The organism is Actinoplanes sp. NPDC051494 (assembly GCF_044454705.1).
In the GTDB taxonomy this organism is placed as follows: Bacteria; Actinomycetota; Actinomycetes; order Mycobacteriales; family Micromonosporaceae; genus Actinoplanes.
On record NZ_JBITDZ010000006.1, the window covers coordinates 1 to 15,726 of the forward strand.

21 protein-coding genes and 1 rRNA gene are annotated in these 15,726 nt (G+C 70.4%); 14 read left to right on the plus strand and 8 right to left on the minus strand.

Annotated features, from left to right (window positions below):
- A 5S ribosomal RNA gene (rrf, locus tag ACIA6A_RS21565) occupies window positions 1-88 on the plus strand; the annotation flags it as partial.
- A gap of 65 nt (window positions 89-153) precedes the next feature.
- On the opposite strand, the gene ACIA6A_RS21570 is transcribed toward rrf, so the two are convergent.
- Genes ACIA6A_RS21570 through ACIA6A_RS21585 form a run of 4 tightly spaced genes read right to left on the minus strand, consistent with a single transcriptional unit; the run spans window position 154 to window position 2,161 of the window.
- Window positions 154-933, minus strand: coding sequence for an SAM-dependent methyltransferase (locus tag ACIA6A_RS21570; RefSeq protein ID WP_396099559.1), 780 nt, complete (start codon window positions 931-933; stop codon window positions 154-156).
- Window positions 934-984: 51 nt separating this feature from the next.
- Window positions 985-1,107, minus strand: coding sequence for a hypothetical protein (locus tag ACIA6A_RS21575; protein ID WP_396099561.1), 123 nt, complete (start codon window positions 1,105-1,107; stop codon window positions 985-987).
- Window positions 1,088-1,315: a hypothetical protein gene (locus ACIA6A_RS21580; protein WP_396099562.1), complete on the minus strand. Its 228-nt coding sequence runs from the start codon at window positions 1,313-1,315 to the stop codon at window positions 1,088-1,090. Before ACIA6A_RS21580 ends, ACIA6A_RS21575 begins: the two co-directional genes overlap by 20 nt.
- 54 nt (window positions 1,316-1,369) lie before the next feature.
- On the minus strand, window positions 1,370-2,161 hold the full coding sequence (locus ACIA6A_RS21585) for a L,D-transpeptidase family protein (protein WP_396099563.1): 792 nt from the start codon (window positions 2,159-2,161) through the stop codon (window positions 1,370-1,372).
- Window positions 2,162-2,290: 129 nt separating this feature from the next.
- Between ACIA6A_RS21585 and ACIA6A_RS21590 the strand changes: the two genes are divergently transcribed.
- Window positions 2,291-2,920 (plus strand): CGNR zinc finger domain-containing protein, encoded by a 630-nt coding sequence (locus ACIA6A_RS21590; RefSeq protein ID WP_396099564.1) that lies wholly within the window; start codon window positions 2,291-2,293, stop codon window positions 2,918-2,920.
- Between the two features lie 73 nt (window positions 2,921-2,993).
- On the plus strand, window positions 2,994-3,830 hold the full coding sequence (locus tag ACIA6A_RS21595; RefSeq protein ID WP_396099565.1) for a zf-HC2 domain-containing protein: 837 nt from the start codon (window positions 2,994-2,996) through the stop codon (window positions 3,828-3,830).
- Window positions 3,831-3,847: 17 nt separating this feature from the next.
- Here the strand turns inward: ACIA6A_RS21595 and ACIA6A_RS21600 are convergent, their stop codons facing one another.
- The 3 genes from ACIA6A_RS21600 to ACIA6A_RS21610 form a co-directional block, all read right to left on the minus strand.
- Window positions 3,848-4,081, minus strand: coding sequence for a hypothetical protein (locus tag ACIA6A_RS21600; protein WP_396099566.1), 234 nt, complete (start codon window positions 4,079-4,081; stop codon window positions 3,848-3,850).
- A 55-nt stretch (window positions 4,082-4,136) separates the two neighbouring features.
- Window positions 4,137-4,577 (minus strand): large conductance mechanosensitive channel protein MscL, encoded by a 441-nt coding sequence (gene mscL, locus ACIA6A_RS21605; RefSeq protein ID WP_396099960.1) that lies wholly within the window; start codon window positions 4,575-4,577, stop codon window positions 4,137-4,139.
- Between the two features lie 112 nt (window positions 4,578-4,689).
- On the minus strand, window positions 4,690-5,043 hold the full coding sequence (locus tag ACIA6A_RS21610; protein ID WP_015618359.1) for an STAS domain-containing protein: 354 nt from the start codon (window positions 5,041-5,043) through the stop codon (window positions 4,690-4,692).
- Between the two features lie 188 nt (window positions 5,044-5,231).
- Here ACIA6A_RS21610 and ACIA6A_RS21615 point away from each other — a divergent pair, with 188 nt between their 5' ends.
- From ACIA6A_RS21615 to ACIA6A_RS21650, 8 genes are all read left to right on the plus strand, one after another.
- Window positions 5,232-6,080 (plus strand): STAS domain-containing protein, encoded by an 849-nt coding sequence (locus ACIA6A_RS21615; protein ID WP_396099567.1) that lies wholly within the window; start codon window positions 5,232-5,234, stop codon window positions 6,078-6,080.
- Window positions 6,080-6,487 carry an STAS domain-containing protein gene (locus ACIA6A_RS21620; RefSeq protein ID WP_396099568.1) on the plus strand — a complete coding sequence of 136 codons (408 nt, stop codon included), beginning with the start codon at window positions 6,080-6,082 and terminating at the stop codon, window positions 6,485-6,487. The genes ACIA6A_RS21615 and ACIA6A_RS21620 overlap by 1 nt, the downstream gene beginning before the upstream one ends.
- Window positions 6,484-6,885: an ATP-binding protein gene (locus tag ACIA6A_RS21625; protein ID WP_396099569.1), complete on the plus strand. Its 402-nt coding sequence runs from the start codon at window positions 6,484-6,486 to the stop codon at window positions 6,883-6,885. The genes ACIA6A_RS21620 and ACIA6A_RS21625 overlap by 4 nt, the downstream gene beginning before the upstream one ends.
- Entirely contained in the window at window positions 6,882-7,913 is a 1,032-nt protein-coding gene (locus ACIA6A_RS21630) for a SpoIIE family protein phosphatase (protein WP_396099570.1), read from the plus strand. Before ACIA6A_RS21625 ends, ACIA6A_RS21630 begins: the two co-directional genes overlap by 4 nt.
- A complete protein-coding gene (locus ACIA6A_RS21635; protein ID WP_396099571.1) occupies window positions 7,910-9,253 on the plus strand; it encodes a sensor histidine kinase in 1,344 nt (447 codons plus the stop codon). The genes ACIA6A_RS21630 and ACIA6A_RS21635 overlap by 4 nt, the downstream gene beginning before the upstream one ends.
- Window positions 9,250-10,800, plus strand: coding sequence for a SpoIIE family protein phosphatase (locus tag ACIA6A_RS21640; protein WP_396099572.1), 1,551 nt, complete (start codon window positions 9,250-9,252; stop codon window positions 10,798-10,800). The genes ACIA6A_RS21635 and ACIA6A_RS21640 overlap by 4 nt, the downstream gene beginning before the upstream one ends.
- Window positions 10,801-10,914: 114 nt before the next feature.
- Window positions 10,915-11,721 (plus strand): alpha/beta hydrolase, encoded by an 807-nt coding sequence (locus tag ACIA6A_RS21645; protein ID WP_396099573.1) that lies wholly within the window; start codon window positions 10,915-10,917, stop codon window positions 11,719-11,721.
- A 59-nt stretch (window positions 11,722-11,780) separates the two neighbouring features.
- Window positions 11,781-12,320: a TIGR03086 family metal-binding protein gene (locus tag ACIA6A_RS21650; RefSeq protein ID WP_396099574.1), complete on the plus strand. Its 540-nt coding sequence runs from the start codon at window positions 11,781-11,783 to the stop codon at window positions 12,318-12,320.
- Here ACIA6A_RS21650 and ACIA6A_RS21655 read toward each other — a convergent pair.
- Window positions 12,317-12,979, minus strand: coding sequence for a hypothetical protein (locus ACIA6A_RS21655; protein ID WP_396099575.1), 663 nt, complete (start codon window positions 12,977-12,979; stop codon window positions 12,317-12,319). The genes ACIA6A_RS21650 and ACIA6A_RS21655 overlap by 4 nt on opposite strands.
- 52 nt (window positions 12,980-13,031) lie before the next feature.
- Here ACIA6A_RS21655 and ACIA6A_RS21660 point away from each other — a divergent pair, with 52 nt between their 5' ends.
- Genes ACIA6A_RS21660 through ACIA6A_RS21670 form a run of 3 tightly spaced genes read left to right on the plus strand, consistent with a single transcriptional unit; the run spans window position 13,032 to window position 15,696 of the window.
- The gene (locus tag ACIA6A_RS21660) at window positions 13,032-13,568 is read left to right on the plus strand and encodes a PadR family transcriptional regulator (protein WP_396099576.1); all 537 of its coding nucleotides are present in this window, start codon (window positions 13,032-13,034) and stop codon (window positions 13,566-13,568) included.
- Window positions 13,565-14,254: an ABC transporter ATP-binding protein gene (locus ACIA6A_RS21665; protein ID WP_396099577.1), complete on the plus strand. Its 690-nt coding sequence runs from the start codon at window positions 13,565-13,567 to the stop codon at window positions 14,252-14,254. Before ACIA6A_RS21660 ends, ACIA6A_RS21665 begins: the two co-directional genes overlap by 4 nt.
- Window positions 14,251-15,696: an FtsX-like permease family protein gene (locus ACIA6A_RS21670; protein WP_396099578.1), complete on the plus strand. Its 1,446-nt coding sequence runs from the start codon at window positions 14,251-14,253 to the stop codon at window positions 15,694-15,696. Before ACIA6A_RS21665 ends, ACIA6A_RS21670 begins: the two co-directional genes overlap by 4 nt.
- Window positions 15,697-15,726 lie beyond the last annotated feature (30 nt).

Genomic DNA, 15,726 nt, shown 5'->3' on the forward strand with positions numbered 1-15,726 from the left:
CGGTCTCATTCCGAACCCGGAAGCTAAGCCCTCCAGCGCCGATGGTACTGCACTCGGGAGGGTGTGGGAGAGTAGGACGCCGCCGGACTCAACGTGACGGAACGCCCGTCCGAACCTTTAACCAGGTTCGGACGGGCGTTTCTGCGTTTGTACCTAGGACTGCTTACGCGCTACGGCTCCGTAGGCGTCGATATGCACGGCATCCGGATCTGCCACGCGCCATTTGGTGATCTGTGCCAGGCCCGGCTCGACGAGTGTCAGACCCTTGAAACAGCTTTCGATCTCCTCGGGGGAACGCAGGATGTACGGCACGCCGCCGCTCTGGGCGAGGCGTTCCGCTCCCTCGACCACGGCCGGCGTGGTGTTCGTGCCGTCCCAGAAAACCAGGTAGCTGCCCGGGACCGTCCGGCTCATCATGGTTTCCACGATGGACCGGACCACCTGGAGGTCGGGTTCGTAGCCCATGACACCCATGAACATCACCGCCACCGGCTGGTTGAAGTCGAGCGTTTTCGCTGCCTCGGTGAGGATGTGGACCGGGTCGTGGTAGTCGGCATGGACGTAGGTGGTCGCGTCGTCGGTCAGCAGGGCCCGGGCGTAGGCGAGGACCAGCGGGTCGTTGTCCACGTACACGATGCGGGCCTCGGGGGTGATCTCCCGGGCGACCTCGTGGGTGTTCTGCATGGTGGGCAGGCCGGTGCCGATGTCGAGGAACTGGCGGATGCCGGCCTCGGCGGTCAGGTGGCGCACCGTACGGATGAGGAAGCCGCGTGATTCGCGGGCCATGTCGACGATCTCGGGATAGACCGTGGCGACCGCGTCACCCGCGGCCCGGTCAGCGGCGAAGTTGTCCTTGCCGCCCATCCAGTAGTTCCAGATACGTGCCGCGTGCGGCACCTCGGGCTGCAGGTTCGGGGCCTCGCCGTCAGTCATGCGGATGTTGTATGCCCGGACCGGTCCGTTCGCAAGGGACAAAGTGGATGGTCAGGGAGCGGGATCGCCGAAGGCCAGATTGAGTACGGCATGCGCGACCCAGATGGCGTGCTCCTTGGTGTCGTACGGCCCGACCCGCAGCTCGACCGCCTTGTCACCGAACAGGGCGCGCACCGTCCAGCTGTTGGGGGTGGCGGTCGTCCTCGCGGCTGTGGTTGACGATCACCTGGGTGGACGCGCGGACGTTGACCACCGACCATTTTTCGTCACCGGTCGGCCAGGCCCGGAACCAGCCGGGGGCCACCGCCATGGCTTCCTTCTTGGCCTCGGTGAGCGCCCACTTCAGCTCGTCCGGCAGCGCGGCCGGCATGTCGTTTGTCACCCGTACTACCCCCGTAGTCCCTATGCCCTGAATGTCAGGATAAGGGACCGGTGGTCAGTACACCCAGACCTTGGTATCGAGCGGGATCTTGTCGTTGCTCCAGAGGTAGTTCATCGCCGAGATCGACAGGCGGGCACAACCGTGCGAGGCGGGGTACGGGGGGACGCTGTTGGCGCCGTGCACCGCGATCCCGCCGTTGAAGTATTTCGGGCGCCACAGCATCCCGAGCGGCGCGTTGCGCCAGCCGTCGATCTGGCGGGACACGGCGAACCTGCCGCTCGGGGTCGCCGCGGTGTGCGTCGCGCCATCCTGCTGATACTGCTGGTAGGAGCCCGTGGACGTGTTGAACGTCTGGGTCACTTCGCCGTCCTTGACCAGCATCAGCAGTTGGCGCTTCTTGCTGATCTCGATCACATAGCCGGTGTCGCTCTCGGCTTTCGGGCGTACCCCCTGGTCGAGAGCTTTTTGGGTCTTGGTGCCGACGACCCCGTCGCGGGTCAGGCCGGCCGCCTTCTGCAGGGCGAAGACCGCCTGCTGGGTCTGGCCGCCGAACGAGCCGTCCGCCTTGCCGTTCCAGTAGCCGAGTTCGGTCAGACGCTCCTGCAACGCGGTGACCCGGTCGCCCTCCGCGCCGCGGCGAAGCTTGTCCGGTGTGGGGTCCGCGGTGGGGGTCGCGGACGGCTCCGGGGAAGCCGAGGTGGACGGCGTGCCTGTGGACGGAGCTGTGGATGGAGCTGTGGAAACGGGCGCCGGCGTCGCGGCCCGGTCGGCGTCGTCCGAGTCGCAGCCGGCTGCCAGGGTCGCCACCGCGGCGACCGCCACGACGAAAGTCAGAGCTTTGCGCACCGCTGATCCCCTCCCCGCTCGATCATCACACGCGAGAAACTTTTCAGTGTGCCAATGATGCGTCAAGCCCCGGAACCCCGCCCCGACCTGCGGCTGAGGAAGTGAAAAAGAATCAAGTACCCTTCGCCTATGTCATGGAAGGCGAGTGCGCGGCACGGCGTACGTGAGGCACCGGCCGGACTCGCCCTGCTGCAGGACCTCCTCAACACCCGTGGGTCCATGTCGTACGCGCCTGACCTGCTCGCCAACCCGGACGATGCCCAGCGGTGGCTGGGTGACGCGCTGGCCACCTGGTCCCGGGTCGCCGCCCTTCCGGCCCCCGTCCTGCTGCTCTCGTCGACCGACATGCGGTCGCTGCGCCGGCTGCGTACCACGTTCGAAGGGGTGATTCTGGCCGCCGGTGGCCGGGACCCCGGGCAGGACGGTGCGCTGCCGCCCGCCGATGTGCCGGTGACCCTGGTGCCGGAGGCCGACGGCTGGGTGCGGATCGTGCCGGCCGGTCGTGGCACCCGCTGGCTGGCCTCGGCGCTGTGGGCGGAGGCGCTGCTCGCGCAGCAGGCGGGGCTCTGGTCGCGGCTCAAGCTCTGCAACAACGTCGAGTGCCGGGCGGCGTTCTTCGACACGTCCCGCAACAACAGCGGGGTCTGGCACGACGTGAGCACCTGCGGCAACACGGCCAATCTGCGCGCCTTCCGCGAGCGGCGGCGACTGATGGGCGGTACGGGTGGCTCGGCCGTCCAGCCGCCCGAAATGTCCTGATCTGTCGATCGGGTGGAGTGATGACCCCGGTCCGGGTGGGAACTACCGGCGCGCCGCGCGCGACTATGGGGATATGGCGTGTGAGCAGTGGCGCGAAATGCTGTCCGCGCAGTTGGACGGCGAGGACGATCCGGCCGATCGGGTACGGGTCGACGAGCACCTGTCCGGCTGTGCCGGTTGCCGGGAGTGGCTGGACCGGGCGGCCACGGTCAACCGGCTGACCCGGACGGGTCTGGTCGCCGAGGTCCCGGACCTCAGCGCCGCGATCATGGCCGCCCTGACCGGCGGCCCCGCCGCGGTGCCGTCCCCCGCCGCGATGCCGGCTGGGCGTGCGTGGAGGCTGGGGGAGCGGTTCTGGCGGGGGCGGGAGGCCCGGGCCGCGGCGGTGCTCTATGTGGCGCTGGCCGTGGTGGGCGCGGTGCAGCTCATCCTGGGGCTCGCTCAGGTCGGTGGCGGGGCCAGCAGCCTGCATGTGCACACCGGGCTGGACGCGACGCCCGGGCATCTCTGGCACGAGTCGGCCGCGTGGAACGTCGCCGTGGGCGCCGGGTACCTGTTCATCGCGCTGCGGCGGAGCCGGCCTACCGGGCTGGTGCCGATGCTGACCGCGTTCGTGGGGATGCTCCTGCTGCTGTCGGTCAACGATCTGTCGGCCGCCCGGGTCGACGGGGCGCGGCTGATCAGCCACGGGTTCGTGATCATGGGGTATCTGATCGTGGTGGCGCTGTCGCGGGTCGCCGGCGGATTCGCCCAGCCGCCGGGGGATCGGGTGTCCGGTGGCATCGGGTGGCACCTGGTGCAGGACGACGAGGCCGGGGAGGCGCCACGTCAGACTCGGCTACGGCTGGTGCCCCGCGGGCCGCTGACCGCGCAGTACGACGGCGACCGGGAGCGTCAGGAGGCCGCCTGAGGCCTCGGGAGGGGTCGTCAGCGGGGCCGAGGGCGGACGGAGAGCTCACGCCAGGGGTCGGGGCCGGTCAGCAGGGCCCGGACCATGTCCGTCGCGGTGTCCTCGGAGTCGTACTCGAAGAAATGGGACACCCCGTCGGTGCCGCCCGCTCGCTGTTCCACGTACCACTGGTCGCCGCTGGTGCGAAGGTAGACGTCCTTGCGGGCGACGTGTCCCCATTTGCCGTTCCACCAGTGCTTACGCTGCTCCATCCCGGCACTGTATCGAACATTTGTTCGAACAGTGCCGGGTGGGTTGATCTTTTGGTCAGCGGGGCGGCTGCTGCTCGTGCCGGCCGAGGATGTCGTTGACCGCGCCGGGGGCCACCTGCTGGCGGACCAGGGCGTCGCGGATCTCGGTCAGGAGCTTGACTTCCTCGCTGGGGGCCTCCGGCGGCGGCTCCTCGCCACGCTTGCGGCGCTCGGCGAGCCGGTTGAGCGGGAAGACCACCAGGAAGTAGAGGACCGCGGCGGTGAGCAGGAACGTGATGACCGCGTTGATGAACACGGCCCACTCGAACCGGACGTCGCCGACCGTCCAAGCGCCGGCGTTCACTCCGGTGTCGCCACCCAGAAGCTGGATCAGCGGCTTGAGGAACGCGTTGGTGAACGCGGTGACGACCGAGGTGAAGGCGGCGCCGATGACGACACCGACCGCCAGGTCGACGACGTTGCCGCGCATGATGAAGTCTTTGAAACCTTTGAGCATGGAACTCACGAGCACTCCTGCGTTACGGGGGGTCGAGGGTGTCGACGGCGCAGTTGCCCGCGACCGACCAGCGACAAACTACGCTGATCGGCCACTTCATGGAACGTCTGTCTCAGTCGAGGGCCGGTTCCTCGGCGGTTACTGCCTCATCGACCGTCGGGTATGTGTGCAACACCTCGACGAGGCCGCTGACCTCGAGGATGCGCAGGACGCCGCGTTGCGGGGCGGCCAGGCGCACGACGCCACCCGCGTCGTCCGTGCTGTTCTTGGCGCGGACGAAGACCGACAGCCCGGTGGAGTCACAGAACGACACCTCGGCCAGGTCGAAGACCAGACGGGTGCGGCCCTTCTCCAACAGATCACTGATCTGGTCCTGCAGCTGCGGGGCAGTGGCCATGTCGAGCTCACCGCCGACAGACACGACGACGACGTCGCCCCGCTGTTCCGTTTGTACCGTCAGGGACATTCAGGACCTCCCGGTTATGCGCTGAACGTTACTCCACGCGGCGGGAAGACCGCAGAACGGGGAGACGCGGCTGAGCATGGAATATTAATTGGTCTAAGGCAAGTAAAGAACAGCCCGATGGTAAAGTCCGCCGCGGCTGCCCGCGACCTGCGGCAGGCTCAACCCGGCGAAGGTTACGGGAGGCAGCGGTGGCGCTGAGTTCGCATGAGGGAAGTCGCTTCGCCGACCTGCTCAAGGAGCACGAGGAAACCCTCGTCAAGTCCTGGGCGGAAGAGGCGTCGAGGTCGTTGCGCGGCCGGCTGAGTCACGCCGAGCTGCAACGACAGGTAGGGGAGTTGCAGAAGGGCTTCCTGGGAGCACTCGAGGGCGGCGCGCGGGAACTCACCGACGACGCGGCCGCCGAGCTGCGGGCGCAGCTCAGCGAGCTGTCCAGCACCCGGGCGCGGCAGGGCTTCACCGCCAACGAGACCGCGGTGAGCGTGTTCGCGCTCAAGGACGCGGTGCTCAAGGTGGTCGACAGCGAGGGCGGCGCGGACGCGCAGACGCTGCGTGACTACGTGAGCTTCTCCACGTTCGTGGACCGGGCCGCGCTGTTCACCTTCGACAGCTACGTGCGGATCCGCGAGGAGCTGATCTCCGACCAGGCCGAGCAGCTTCTCGAGCTCTCCACCCCCGTGGTGAAGCTGTGGGACGGCGTGGTCGCGGTGCCACTGGTCGGCACGCTGGATTCGGCGCGGGCCCAGGTGGTCATGGAACGGCTGCTGCAGACGCTGGTCGACACCGGGTCCCCGTACGCGATCATCGACATCACCGGTGTGCAGGCGGTGGACACCCAGGTCGCCCAGCACATCCTCAAGACCGTCGTCGCCGCCCGGCTGATGGGTGCGGACTGCATCATCTCCGGCATCCGGCCGCAGATCGCCCAGACGATCGTCGCGCTCGGCATCGAATTCGGTGACATCGCGACCAAGGCCACGCTCGCGGACGCGCTGCGGCACGTCCTCAAGCTGACCGGGACCAGGAAGCAGGAGCGCTAGTGGAGCGCGTACCGGTTCTGAAGATCGGCGGCATCCTGCTGGTGTCGATCCAGATCGACATGGAGGACCAGGTCGCCCTGCAGCTGCAGGAGGACCTGGCCGACAAGATCGTGGCGACCGGCTGTCACGGTGTGATCATCGACATCAGCGCGCTGGACATCGTCGACTCGTTCGTCGGGCGGACGCTGGCCACCATCGCCTCGGTCTCGAAGGTGCTGGACGCCGACACCGTGGTGGTCGGGATGCGCCCCGCGGTCGCGATCACCCTGGTCGAGCTGGGGCTGTCGCTGCCGGGCATCCGGACAGCGCTCAACGTCGAGCTCGGCATGGCGCTGCTGGCCCGCGAACGCGTCACGATCGACCTGGACGACCTGGACGACGACGAGCCGGTGGTCACCAACCCATGACGACCGGCGAGCAGCTCGCGATCGGTTCCGACCAGGATGTCGTCCGGGTCCGGCAGCTCGTACGCACCCTCGCCGTGGCGGTGAAGCTGTCGCTGGTCGACCAGACGAAGATCGTTACAGCGGCGAGCGAGCTGGCCCGTAACACCCTGGTCTACGGTGGCGGTGGGACGGCGGAGGTGTCACGGGTCGACAACGGCCGCCGGCCCGGGATCCGGATCGTGTTCGCGGACGAGGGGCCCGGCATCCCGGACCTCGACCTGGCGCTCACCGACGGCTACACCACCGGCGGTGGCATGGGTCTGGGCCTGAGCGGTGCACGGCGGCTCGTTGACGAGTTCGAGATCGACACCGAGGTCGGGCGGGGTACGACCATCATTGTTACCAAGTGGTGCCGATGAGCGGAGGCGCAGTGGCGTCAATCCCCGAGGGCCTGCTCGACGAGGGCGTGTGGTTCCGGGTGGAAGCCGCGAGCACCGCCGCCGCCGTCCGGCGCGCCGCCGAGCGCCTCGCCACCGAGCTGGGCATCCCCGAGAAGGACATCGCCGACCTTTCGATCGTCGTCGCCGAGGCGGCCGGCAACCTGGTCAAGCATGCCGATGAGGGGATTATCCTGGTCCGGCCGGTCCGCGCCCGGGAACGGGCCGGGGCGGAGATCATCGTGATCGACAAGGGCCCCGGCATGGCCGACGTGCGGCACTCCGCCGACGACGGGTATTCCACGGCCGGCACGCTGGGCATCGGGCTCGGTGCCATCACGCGTCAGGCCAGCTGGTCCGACATCCACTCCGTCCCGGGCCGGGGCACCGTGCTGGCCGCGCAGATCTGGCCCGGCGGCGAGCCCGAGCAGGCGTGGGCGGCGGGGATCACCCGGCCGCTGACCGGCGAGCAGGTGAGCGGGGACGCGTACGCGATCCGGGAGGTCGACGGCCGACACCAGGTGCTGGTAGTCGACGGGCTCGGGCACGGGCCGCTGGCGAACGTGGCCGCGCTGGAGGCGGTGCGGGTGTTCCGGGCCGCACCGGCGGTGCCGCCGGCCGCGCTGGTGGAGACGTTGCACCGTGCCCTCAACCACACCCGCGGGGCCGCGCTCGCCGTCGCGGAGCTGGACCTCGGCCGGGGTGTGGTCCGGTATGCGGGCCTGGGGAACATCTCCGGCACGATCTTCGCACCCGACGGATCCCGCAAGGGCCTGGTCTCGCTGCCCGGTATCGCCGGGCACCAGAAGCGCCAGATCCGGGAGTTCGACTACCCACTGGCCGCGGAATCGGTGCTGCTCATGCACTCCGACGGGATCGTCGACCGGTGGAACGCCGGCGACTACCCGGGGCTGCTCACGCACTCCCCGCAGGTCATCGCCGGCACCGTGCTGCGCGACGCCGGCGTGCGGCGCGACGACGCGGGCGTACTCGTGGCGAGGCTGTCATGACCGTCGAGTTGCTGATCCGGATCCGGGTGCGGGTGGAGCAGGACGTCTTCACCGCCCGGCAGCTCGGCCGGGAGGTGGCGCGGGAGGTCGGCCTCGAGGCGCAGGACCAGACCCGCCTCGCCACAGCGCTGAGCGAAGTGGGCCGGCTGATGGTGGCCGCGGGCCGCGAGGCCGAGGTGGTGTTCGTGGCGACCGCCGACGGGGTACCTACGCTCTCGGTGGAGATGGCACATCCGGTGCCGGGCGACGCGGAGCTCCTGGGGCCGCAGCTCGCCCAGATAGGCCGTCTGGTCGACGTGATGGAGGTAACCGATGGCGATCCCGGCACTGTCGTACGGATGTCCCGGCGGCTCCCGGCGAGCGCGCCGCCCCTGAGCGGCGACCGGATGGACGAGATACGCGAACGCCTGGCCGGGCACGTCCCGGGCACCCCGTTCGACGAGCTGACGGTGCAGAACCAGCAGCTGATCGCGGCCCTCGACGAGGTGCGCGCGCAGCGGGACGACCTGGCCCGCCTCAACGAGGAGCTCGAGGAGACCAACCGCGGCGTGATGGCGCTCTACCACCAGCTCTCCGACGAGCTGGAGGAGACGAACCGCGGCGTGGTGGCGCTCTATGCCGAGCTGGACGAGAAGTCGGTGCAGCTGCGCGCGGCCAGCGAGGCGAAGAGCCGGTTCCTGGCCAACGTCAGCCATGAGCTGCGCGCCCCGGTCACCGCGATCATCGGGCTGGGCCGGCTGCTCACCGACGAGTCCTCCGACCGGCTGACCGACGAGCAGGGCCGCCAGGTCGAGCTGATCCGCGGCTCCGCCGGAGACCTGCTCACCCTGGTCAACGAGCTGCTCGACCTGGCCAAGGCGGAGGCCGGCCGGATGGACCCGAACTGGTCCGATGTCGATCTCAAGGCGGTCTTCGGGCAGCTCCGGGGCACGCTGCGGCCGCTCGCCACGCGTCCCGAGGTGGACTTCGTCGTCGAGGAGCCCGCGGTGCCGCGGCTGCGCTCCGACGAGGTGCTGCTCGCCCAGGTGCTGCGCAACCTGCTGACCAATGCGATCAAGTTCACCGCGCGGGGCGAGGTGCGGCTCAGCGTCGCACCGGCCGGCGCCGACGTCCGGTTCACGGTCGCGGACACCGGCGTCGGCATCGCTCCCGAGCTGCACGAGCGCGTCTTCGAGGAGTTCTACCAGGTGCCCGGCAGCCATGCGCTGAGCGGCACGGGGACGGGTCTGGGTCTGCCGTACGCCCGCCGGCTGGTCGGCATCCTCGGCGGCGCCCTGCACGTCGTCTCGGAGCCCGGAAAGGGCAGTACGTTCACCGTGTCGTTGCCGGTGGCGCCATGATCGAGGCGACCGTGCTCGTCGTCGACGACAGCGCGACCAAGCGGTACCTGCTGGTGAGCTGGCTGTCGCGGGCGGGCTTCACCGTGGTCGAGGCGGAGACCGGCACCGCGGCCCTCGAGATGCTGGCCGGCGGCGACACCGGCATCGAGCTGGTCGTGCTGGACGTGAAGCTGCCGGACATGAGCGGCTTCGAGGTCTGCGAACGGATCAAGACCGATCCCGGGTACGGTGTCCTGCCGGTCATCCACGTGTCGGCGCACGCGGTCGACGTGGTGGACCGGACCCAGGGACTCAACCGGGGAGCGGACGCGTACCTCGTCGAGCCGATCGAGCCGGATGAGCTCATCGCGACGTCGCAGGCCGTGCTGCGGTACTACCGGGCCCGGCAGCGCGCCGAGTCGCTCGCCGCGCGGATGGTCCGGCTCGCCGAGACCACGCTCGCGATCAACTCGGCGCCGACCCTGGCCGCCCTGCTGCAGGCGGCGGCGGACGGGGCTCACGGGATCTTCGGTGGCCCGGCGGTGGTGGTCACCGAGACCGCGGAGGGTGACAGCCTGGCCGCCGTCGCGACCGGAGGACCGGCGTCGGTGCGGCCCTGGACGGTCGAATACCACGAGACCGCGGTCGGATCGACCGTACGCACCGAGGCGCCGGAGGACTGGAACGTCGTCGACTGGCCCGCGGGGGAGTCGGTCGCGGTCGCGGCGGCCCGGCTGCGCGACGACCGTACCCCGGTCTACGTCGCGGTGCCGGCCAGCTCGCAGAGCGCCGGTTTCCCGGTGCTGCGTCAGCTGTCCCAGGCCGTGGCCGCGGCGGTGGAGGCGCAGCGCTCCTTCGACGAGGAGCACCGGATCGCCGTCACCCTGCAACGCAGCCTGCTGCAGTCCCGCCTGCCCGACGTGCCCGGCCTGGAACTCGCCGTGCGCTACGAGCCGGCCGGAGCGCAGACCGAGGTGGGCGGCGACTTCTACGAGCTGACCATGTTGGACGGACGGCTCCTGGTCGCGATCGGGGACGTGGCCGGCCACTCGCTGCACGCGGCCACGGTCATGGCCGAGGTGCGGCACGCCGTGCGCGCGTACGCGGTGGAGGGTCATCCGCCGGGTGCGGTGCTGGAGCTGGTCAACCGTTTCATGCGGACGGTGCTGCCGGCCGAGTCGGCGACGTTGTGCCTGCTGACCCTCGAACCGGACACCGGCCGGATCCGGCTGGCCAGCGCCGGCCACCTCCCGCCGCTGCTGCACGTGGCCGGCGAGGGCGCCCACTTCCTGGCGCCGCGCGGCCCGTTGCTGGGCATCAACGCGCCCCGCCCGGTGGATCTCGAGTTCGTCCTGCCCCCGGGCGGCACCCTGGTGCTGTACACCGATGGCCTGATCGAGCGCCGGGACGCGGACATCGACGTCGGGCTGGCCGCGCTGGCCGAGTGCTCGGCCCGGGTGGAGCCGAGCCTGGACGCGTTCTGTCAGCGGCTGCTGGGCACCCTGGCGACGGCCGAGGATCAGGCGGACGACATCGCGGTGGTTGCGCTGCGCCGTACCGCCGTCTAGGTAGAACGAACGTTCTTTCTCTCACATCTTCTTGTGGTGCCTGCTCCGCCGTGGTTCTCTGTGTCCGAGGGAGAACGAACGTTCTTTCTCCCAGGATCAACCGGGAGGCCCGCCATGTCCACCACCCCCGTTCTCTTCGTCCACGGCCTGTGGATCCACGCCACCGCCTGGCAGCCCTGGATCGACCTGTTCGGCGCCGCCGGCTACGAGTCGCAGGCTCCCGGCTGGCCCGGCGACGACAGCACCGCGGCGCTGACCCGCCAGGCCCCGGCCCGCGTCGCCGGCATCGGCATCCAGGACGTCGTCGACCATTACACCCGCCACATCGCCGGGATGCCAGCGAAGCCGATCGTGATCGGCCACTCGTTCGGCGGCCTCATCGCGCAGAAGCTGCTCGCGAACGGCCAGGCCGCGGCCGCGGTCGCCATCGACCCGGCGCCGATCAAGGGCGTCAAGGCGCTGCCGTTCTCGCAGATCCGTGCGGCGCTGCCGGTGCTCTCCCGCAGGGCCAACCGGGACCGGGCGATCATGCTGACCCGCCGCCAGTTCCGCTACGGGTTCGGCAACGCGCTGAGCAGCCAGGAGTCCGACGAGCTCTACAACCGGTGGGTCATCCCCGGCCCGGGCCGGCCGATCTTCGAGCTGACCGGTGCCAAGAAGGACCCGGCGTCCCCCGCCGCCGTCGACCTCGACGACAGCCGTCGCGGCCCGCTGCTCGTCATCGGCGGCGAGCGCGACCACACCGCGCCGGAGATCGTCGCGCGGCAGACCGCCGAGCTCTACCGGCCCGGCACCAACACCGAATACCGCAAGCTCGACGGCAAGGGTCACTCCCTGGTGTTCGACAGCGGCTGGCGCGAGGTCGCGGCGCCGGTCCTGGAATGGGTACGCCGTCAGGACCGCGCCGCGACGAAGCGCTGAAGGCCGAAAAACGGTCGCGACTGGAGACACGGGTTTGCGCGGGACAATAAGGTGTCACCGTGAGCGCGGCGACCGTTGATCAGTTGGCTGTGGTGGCCGATCGGGTGGGGCTGTTGATCTCCGGCATCAAGCCGGACCAGTGGGACGATCCGACACCGTGCCCCGAGTGGGACGTGCGGGCCCTGGTCCGGCATCTGGTGCTGGGCAACGTCATGGACACCTCCGGCCTGCTGACCAGGCCACCCGCGCACCGGGAGCTGCTCGCCGGCTTCGACGAGACCGCGGTCGCGTTGCTGGCCGCCTTCCGGGTGCCGGGCGTCGCCGACCGGATCCTCGAGGTGCCGTTCGGCCGGGTCTCCGGGCTGATGGCGCTGCATCTGCGGCTGACCGAGCTGCTCGTGCACGGGTGGGACATCGCCCGGGCGACCGGTCAGGAGACCGCGTTCCCGGACGACGTGATCGAGCAGGAGCTGGGCTTCACGGCCCGGGCGCTGGCCTCGATGCCGTCGCCCCGCCGCCCGTTCGCCCCGGCGATCGCGTCACCCGCGACCGCACCCGTCCTCGACCAGCTCGTCTGCTCCCTGGGCCGCGTCGCCTAAAGATCCCCGTCGCGGTAGGGGAGGCCTTCCATCCAGCCGGGGGCGAGCCTGATCCGCGCCTTGTCCGCCTCCGGGTCGTCCGGGTAGTGCGGGCCGAACTGCGCCCAGAAGCTCGCGAAGACCCAGGGATTGTCCACGCCGGAGCGATCCTCCGGGAAGGCCTTGCCGTGATCGACGAACTCGCCGTCGTGGTCCAGGTCCGCATGCACCAGGTACGGCGCGAGCTGCGCCGTCGTGCAGCCGACGGCCGCGGCCACGACCGCCGGGTGCCCGGCGAACCTCGCGCGTAGCCGGGCCACCTCGCCCGGGTCGTCGGTGAAGTACTCGGGCATGCTCGCGAACCTGTCCAGCACGTCGCCGTCGCGCAGCAGGACATGGCGCCAGTAGTCGCCGTCGTGGACCCGGACGGAGCTGGCAAGGACGCCGAGGCCGCGCGACATGAACCGGGCCGCCGCCTCCTCGATGAACGAGGGCGGCCACAGGACCACCGTCCAGCCGTTCTCCGGAGCGAAGACGCGGATGTCGTCGGCTGTCGCCGCGCCGTTGCCGGTTATCTGCTCGGTGGGCCAGGAGTTCGTGCGGAAGAAGATGGGCACGGCGTCGAGCACCGCGTCGAGGTCCTCGGTCCGGAACGCGGATGTTGCCAGGAAGAGGCCCATGAACGCGAGAGTATCTTGACGGCAGCTATTCACTCAGTGAATAGTAACGGCCATGTCGACCTCGCACGTGCTGCTCGGGCTGCTGGCCGCCGGGCCCCGGCACGGCTACGAGCTCAAACGAGCCCACGACGAACGGTTGCCGCAGGCCAAGCCGCTCGCCTTCGGCCAGGTCTACGCCACGCTCGGCCGCCTCGAACGCGACGGCCTGGTCGAGCAGAGCGGCCAGGATCGCGACGGTGGTCCGGACCGCACGTCGTACGTGCTGACCGCGGCCGGGCGGGCGCACCTGGACGCCTGGCTGTCCGCCGTCGAACCGCCCGCACCGTATGTGACCAGCGCACTCTTCGCCAAGGTGGTGGTCAGCCTGCTCGCTTCCGGCGAGCGGACGACCACCGGGTACCTCGTCGCCCAGCGGGCCGCGCACACCGCCCGGTTGCGCGAGCTGACCGCGATCAAGACCGACCGTGACGCCGGCGTCGGGGACGTCGTCGCCGCCGACTACGCCATCGCCCACCTGGACGCGGACCTGCGCTGGTTGCAGACCACGCTGCTGCGCGTCGCCGACCTCCACCACGAGGTGAATCAATGACCACTCTGCTGCAAGGAACCGGCCTGCACCGCGCGTACGGGAACACGCCCGCCCTGCGCGGCATCGACATCGAGATCGCCGAGGGCGAGACGGTCGCCGTCACCGGGCCGAGCGGCTGCGGCAAGTCGACGCTGCTGCACTGCCTCGCCGGGATCATGCGGGTCGACTCCGGCGAGGTCCGCTACCGCAACGAGGACATCGGCCGGTGGTCGGAGGCGGAACGGTCGCGCTTACGGCGTACCGAATTCGGGGTGTTGTTCCAGTTCGGCCAGCTGGTGCCCGAGCTGACCGCGGGGGAGAACGTCGCCTTGCCACTGCTGCTCGCCGGTGCGAAACGGCGCGAGGCGAAGGTGGTCGCCCAGCGGTGGCTCGACCGGTTCGGGGTCGGTGAGCTGGCCGGCAAGCTGCCCGGGGCCATGTCCGGGGGTGAGCAGCAGCGCTGCGCGGTGGCACGGGCGCTGGTCACCGAGCCGCGGGTGCTGTTCGCCGATGAACCGACGGGTGCCCTCGACGTGCTGACCGGCGAGCAGGTGCTGACCGGGATCGTGCGGGTCGCCCGGGAAGAGGGGATGGCGGTGGTGCTGGTCACGCACGAGGCGCAGATCGCCGCGTACGCGGATCGGGAGATCTCCCTGCGCGACGGTGCCCTCGATCCCACCGGTCTCGGCCTGCGGACCGGCGCATGAGGCCGGCGACGCTGTGCCGGCTCGCGGTGGCCGGGAACCGGACCGATCATCTGCGGACGGCCCTGACCGCCGCGAGTTCCGCGACCGCGGTGGTCGCGTTGCTCGCCGCGGCGACCGTGCTCGCGATCGAACGCGCCCCGGATGTGATCCTTCCGGGCGGCGGGATCGAGGCCGGGCCGAACGCGCACTACTCGACGACACTGCTCGCCGAGGCGGGGCTGCGGGTCGGGGTGGTCATCGCCCTGGTGCTGCTGACGCTGCCGGTGCTGGCGCTGGCCGGGCAGGCCGTCCGGCTCGGCGCCCCGGCCCGGGACCGCCGGCTCGCCGCGATCCGGTTGGCCGGTGCCACACCCGGCGAGGCGATGCTGATCGCCGGGGCCGAGACGGTGGTGGCCGCCCTGCTCGGGTCGGTCGCCGGTCTCGGCGTCTTCCTGCTGCTGCGGGTGGTGCTCGAGCGCCGCGACGCCAACGGAGACCTGCTGCTGCCGACGGACGTGCTGCCGTCGCCGCTGTGGATCGTGGTCCTGACGCTCCTGATCCCGGTCGTGGCGGGGGTGGTGGGCGCGGTGCTGCTGCGGCGGGTCGCGATCGGCCCGCTCGGCGTGGTGCGGCGGACCCGATCGCGTGGTCCCCGGCCGTGGCCCGGGATCCTGATCATCGCCGGGCTGCTGATGTTCGAGCTGCCGAGAGTGGTGACGGGGCTCGTGGCCGGCACCCGGAGCTGGGCGGTGGCCCTCGGCAGCGGTGCCGTGCTGACCGTCGTCGGGGTGGTGCTGGGCACCGGCTGGATCTCGTACACGACGGGCCGGTTGTTGCAGCGCTCCGGGCGCCGTCCGGCGATGCTGCTGGCCGGGCGCCGGCTCATGGCCGACCCGTGGAGTGGCAGCCGGACGCTCGGCGCCCTGCTCGCCACCGTGATCGTCGGGGCCGTCGCGCTGCGCTACCGCAGCTACCTGCTCACCGAGTTCGAGGCCTACGACCGGTATTACGCGGTGCACCCCGCGGAGCGGGCCGGGTCCGGCGCGGACGAGGGCTTCTACACCGGGGCGATCGACCTGATCATGGTCGCCGTGGGGATCGGGGTGGTCATCGCGGCGGCCGGGATGCTGATCTCACTGGCCGAGGGGATCGTGGCGCGGCGGCGGTCGTACGCGGCGCTCACCGCGGTGGGGGTGCCGGGCCGGACGCTCACCGAGTCGGTGCTCTGGCAGACGATGCTGCCGTTGGTGCCGGCCCTGCTGCTCGCGCTGACGTCGGGGAGCGTCTTGATGCGCTCCACCCGCGAGATCAGAGCCGGGGACATCCGGCTCCAGGTGCCCGTACCGCTGGAGTCTTTGGCTCTGCTCGGGGGTGGGGCTTTCCTCATCATGCTGATCATGACCGGGGTGGGCCTGCTGGTGCTGCGGTCCAGCACCGATCTCGAGGAACTGCGGGTGGGCTGACGCGGAAGGGGGCCGCCGGGCCCCCTTCCG

Bases quoted from the DNA above. Each gene is read 5' to 3' on its own strand.
- ACIA6A_RS21570 (WP_396099559.1), bottom strand. From the start codon at position 933: ATGACTGACGGCGAGGCCCCGAACCTGCAGCCCGAGGTGCCGCACGCG.
- ACIA6A_RS21590 (WP_396099564.1), top strand. From the start codon at position 2,291: ATGTCATGGAAGGCGAGTGCGCGGCACGGCGTACGTGAGGCACCGGCC.
- ACIA6A_RS21595 (WP_396099565.1), top strand. From the start codon at position 2,994: ATGGCGTGTGAGCAGTGGCGCGAAATGCTGTCCGCGCAGTTGGACGGC.
- ACIA6A_RS21600 (WP_396099566.1), bottom strand. From the start codon at position 4,081: ATGGAGCAGCGTAAGCACTGGTGGAACGGCAAATGGGGACACGTCGCC.
- mscL (WP_396099960.1), bottom strand. From the start codon at position 4,577: ATGCTCAAAGGTTTCAAAGACTTCATCATGCGCGGCAACGTCGTCGAC.
- ACIA6A_RS21610 (WP_015618359.1), bottom strand. From the start codon at position 5,043: ATGTCCCTGACGGTACAAACGGAACAGCGGGGCGACGTCGTCGTCGTG.
- ACIA6A_RS21625 (WP_396099569.1), top strand. From the start codon at position 6,484: ATGACGACCGGCGAGCAGCTCGCGATCGGTTCCGACCAGGATGTCGTC.
- ACIA6A_RS21630 (WP_396099570.1), top strand. From the start codon at position 6,882: ATGAGCGGAGGCGCAGTGGCGTCAATCCCCGAGGGCCTGCTCGACGAG.
- ACIA6A_RS21635 (WP_396099571.1), top strand. From the start codon at position 7,910: ATGACCGTCGAGTTGCTGATCCGGATCCGGGTGCGGGTGGAGCAGGAC.
- ACIA6A_RS21640 (WP_396099572.1), top strand. From the start codon at position 9,250: ATGATCGAGGCGACCGTGCTCGTCGTCGACGACAGCGCGACCAAGCGG.
- ACIA6A_RS21645 (WP_396099573.1), top strand. From the start codon at position 10,915: ATGTCCACCACCCCCGTTCTCTTCGTCCACGGCCTGTGGATCCACGCC.
- ACIA6A_RS21655 (WP_396099575.1), bottom strand. From the start codon at position 12,979: ATGGGCCTCTTCCTGGCAACATCCGCGTTCCGGACCGAGGACCTCGAC.
- ACIA6A_RS21660 (WP_396099576.1), top strand. From the start codon at position 13,032: ATGTCGACCTCGCACGTGCTGCTCGGGCTGCTGGCCGCCGGGCCCCGG.
- ACIA6A_RS21665 (WP_396099577.1), top strand. From the start codon at position 13,565: ATGACCACTCTGCTGCAAGGAACCGGCCTGCACCGCGCGTACGGGAAC.
- ACIA6A_RS21670 (WP_396099578.1), top strand. From the start codon at position 14,251: ATGAGGCCGGCGACGCTGTGCCGGCTCGCGGTGGCCGGGAACCGGACC.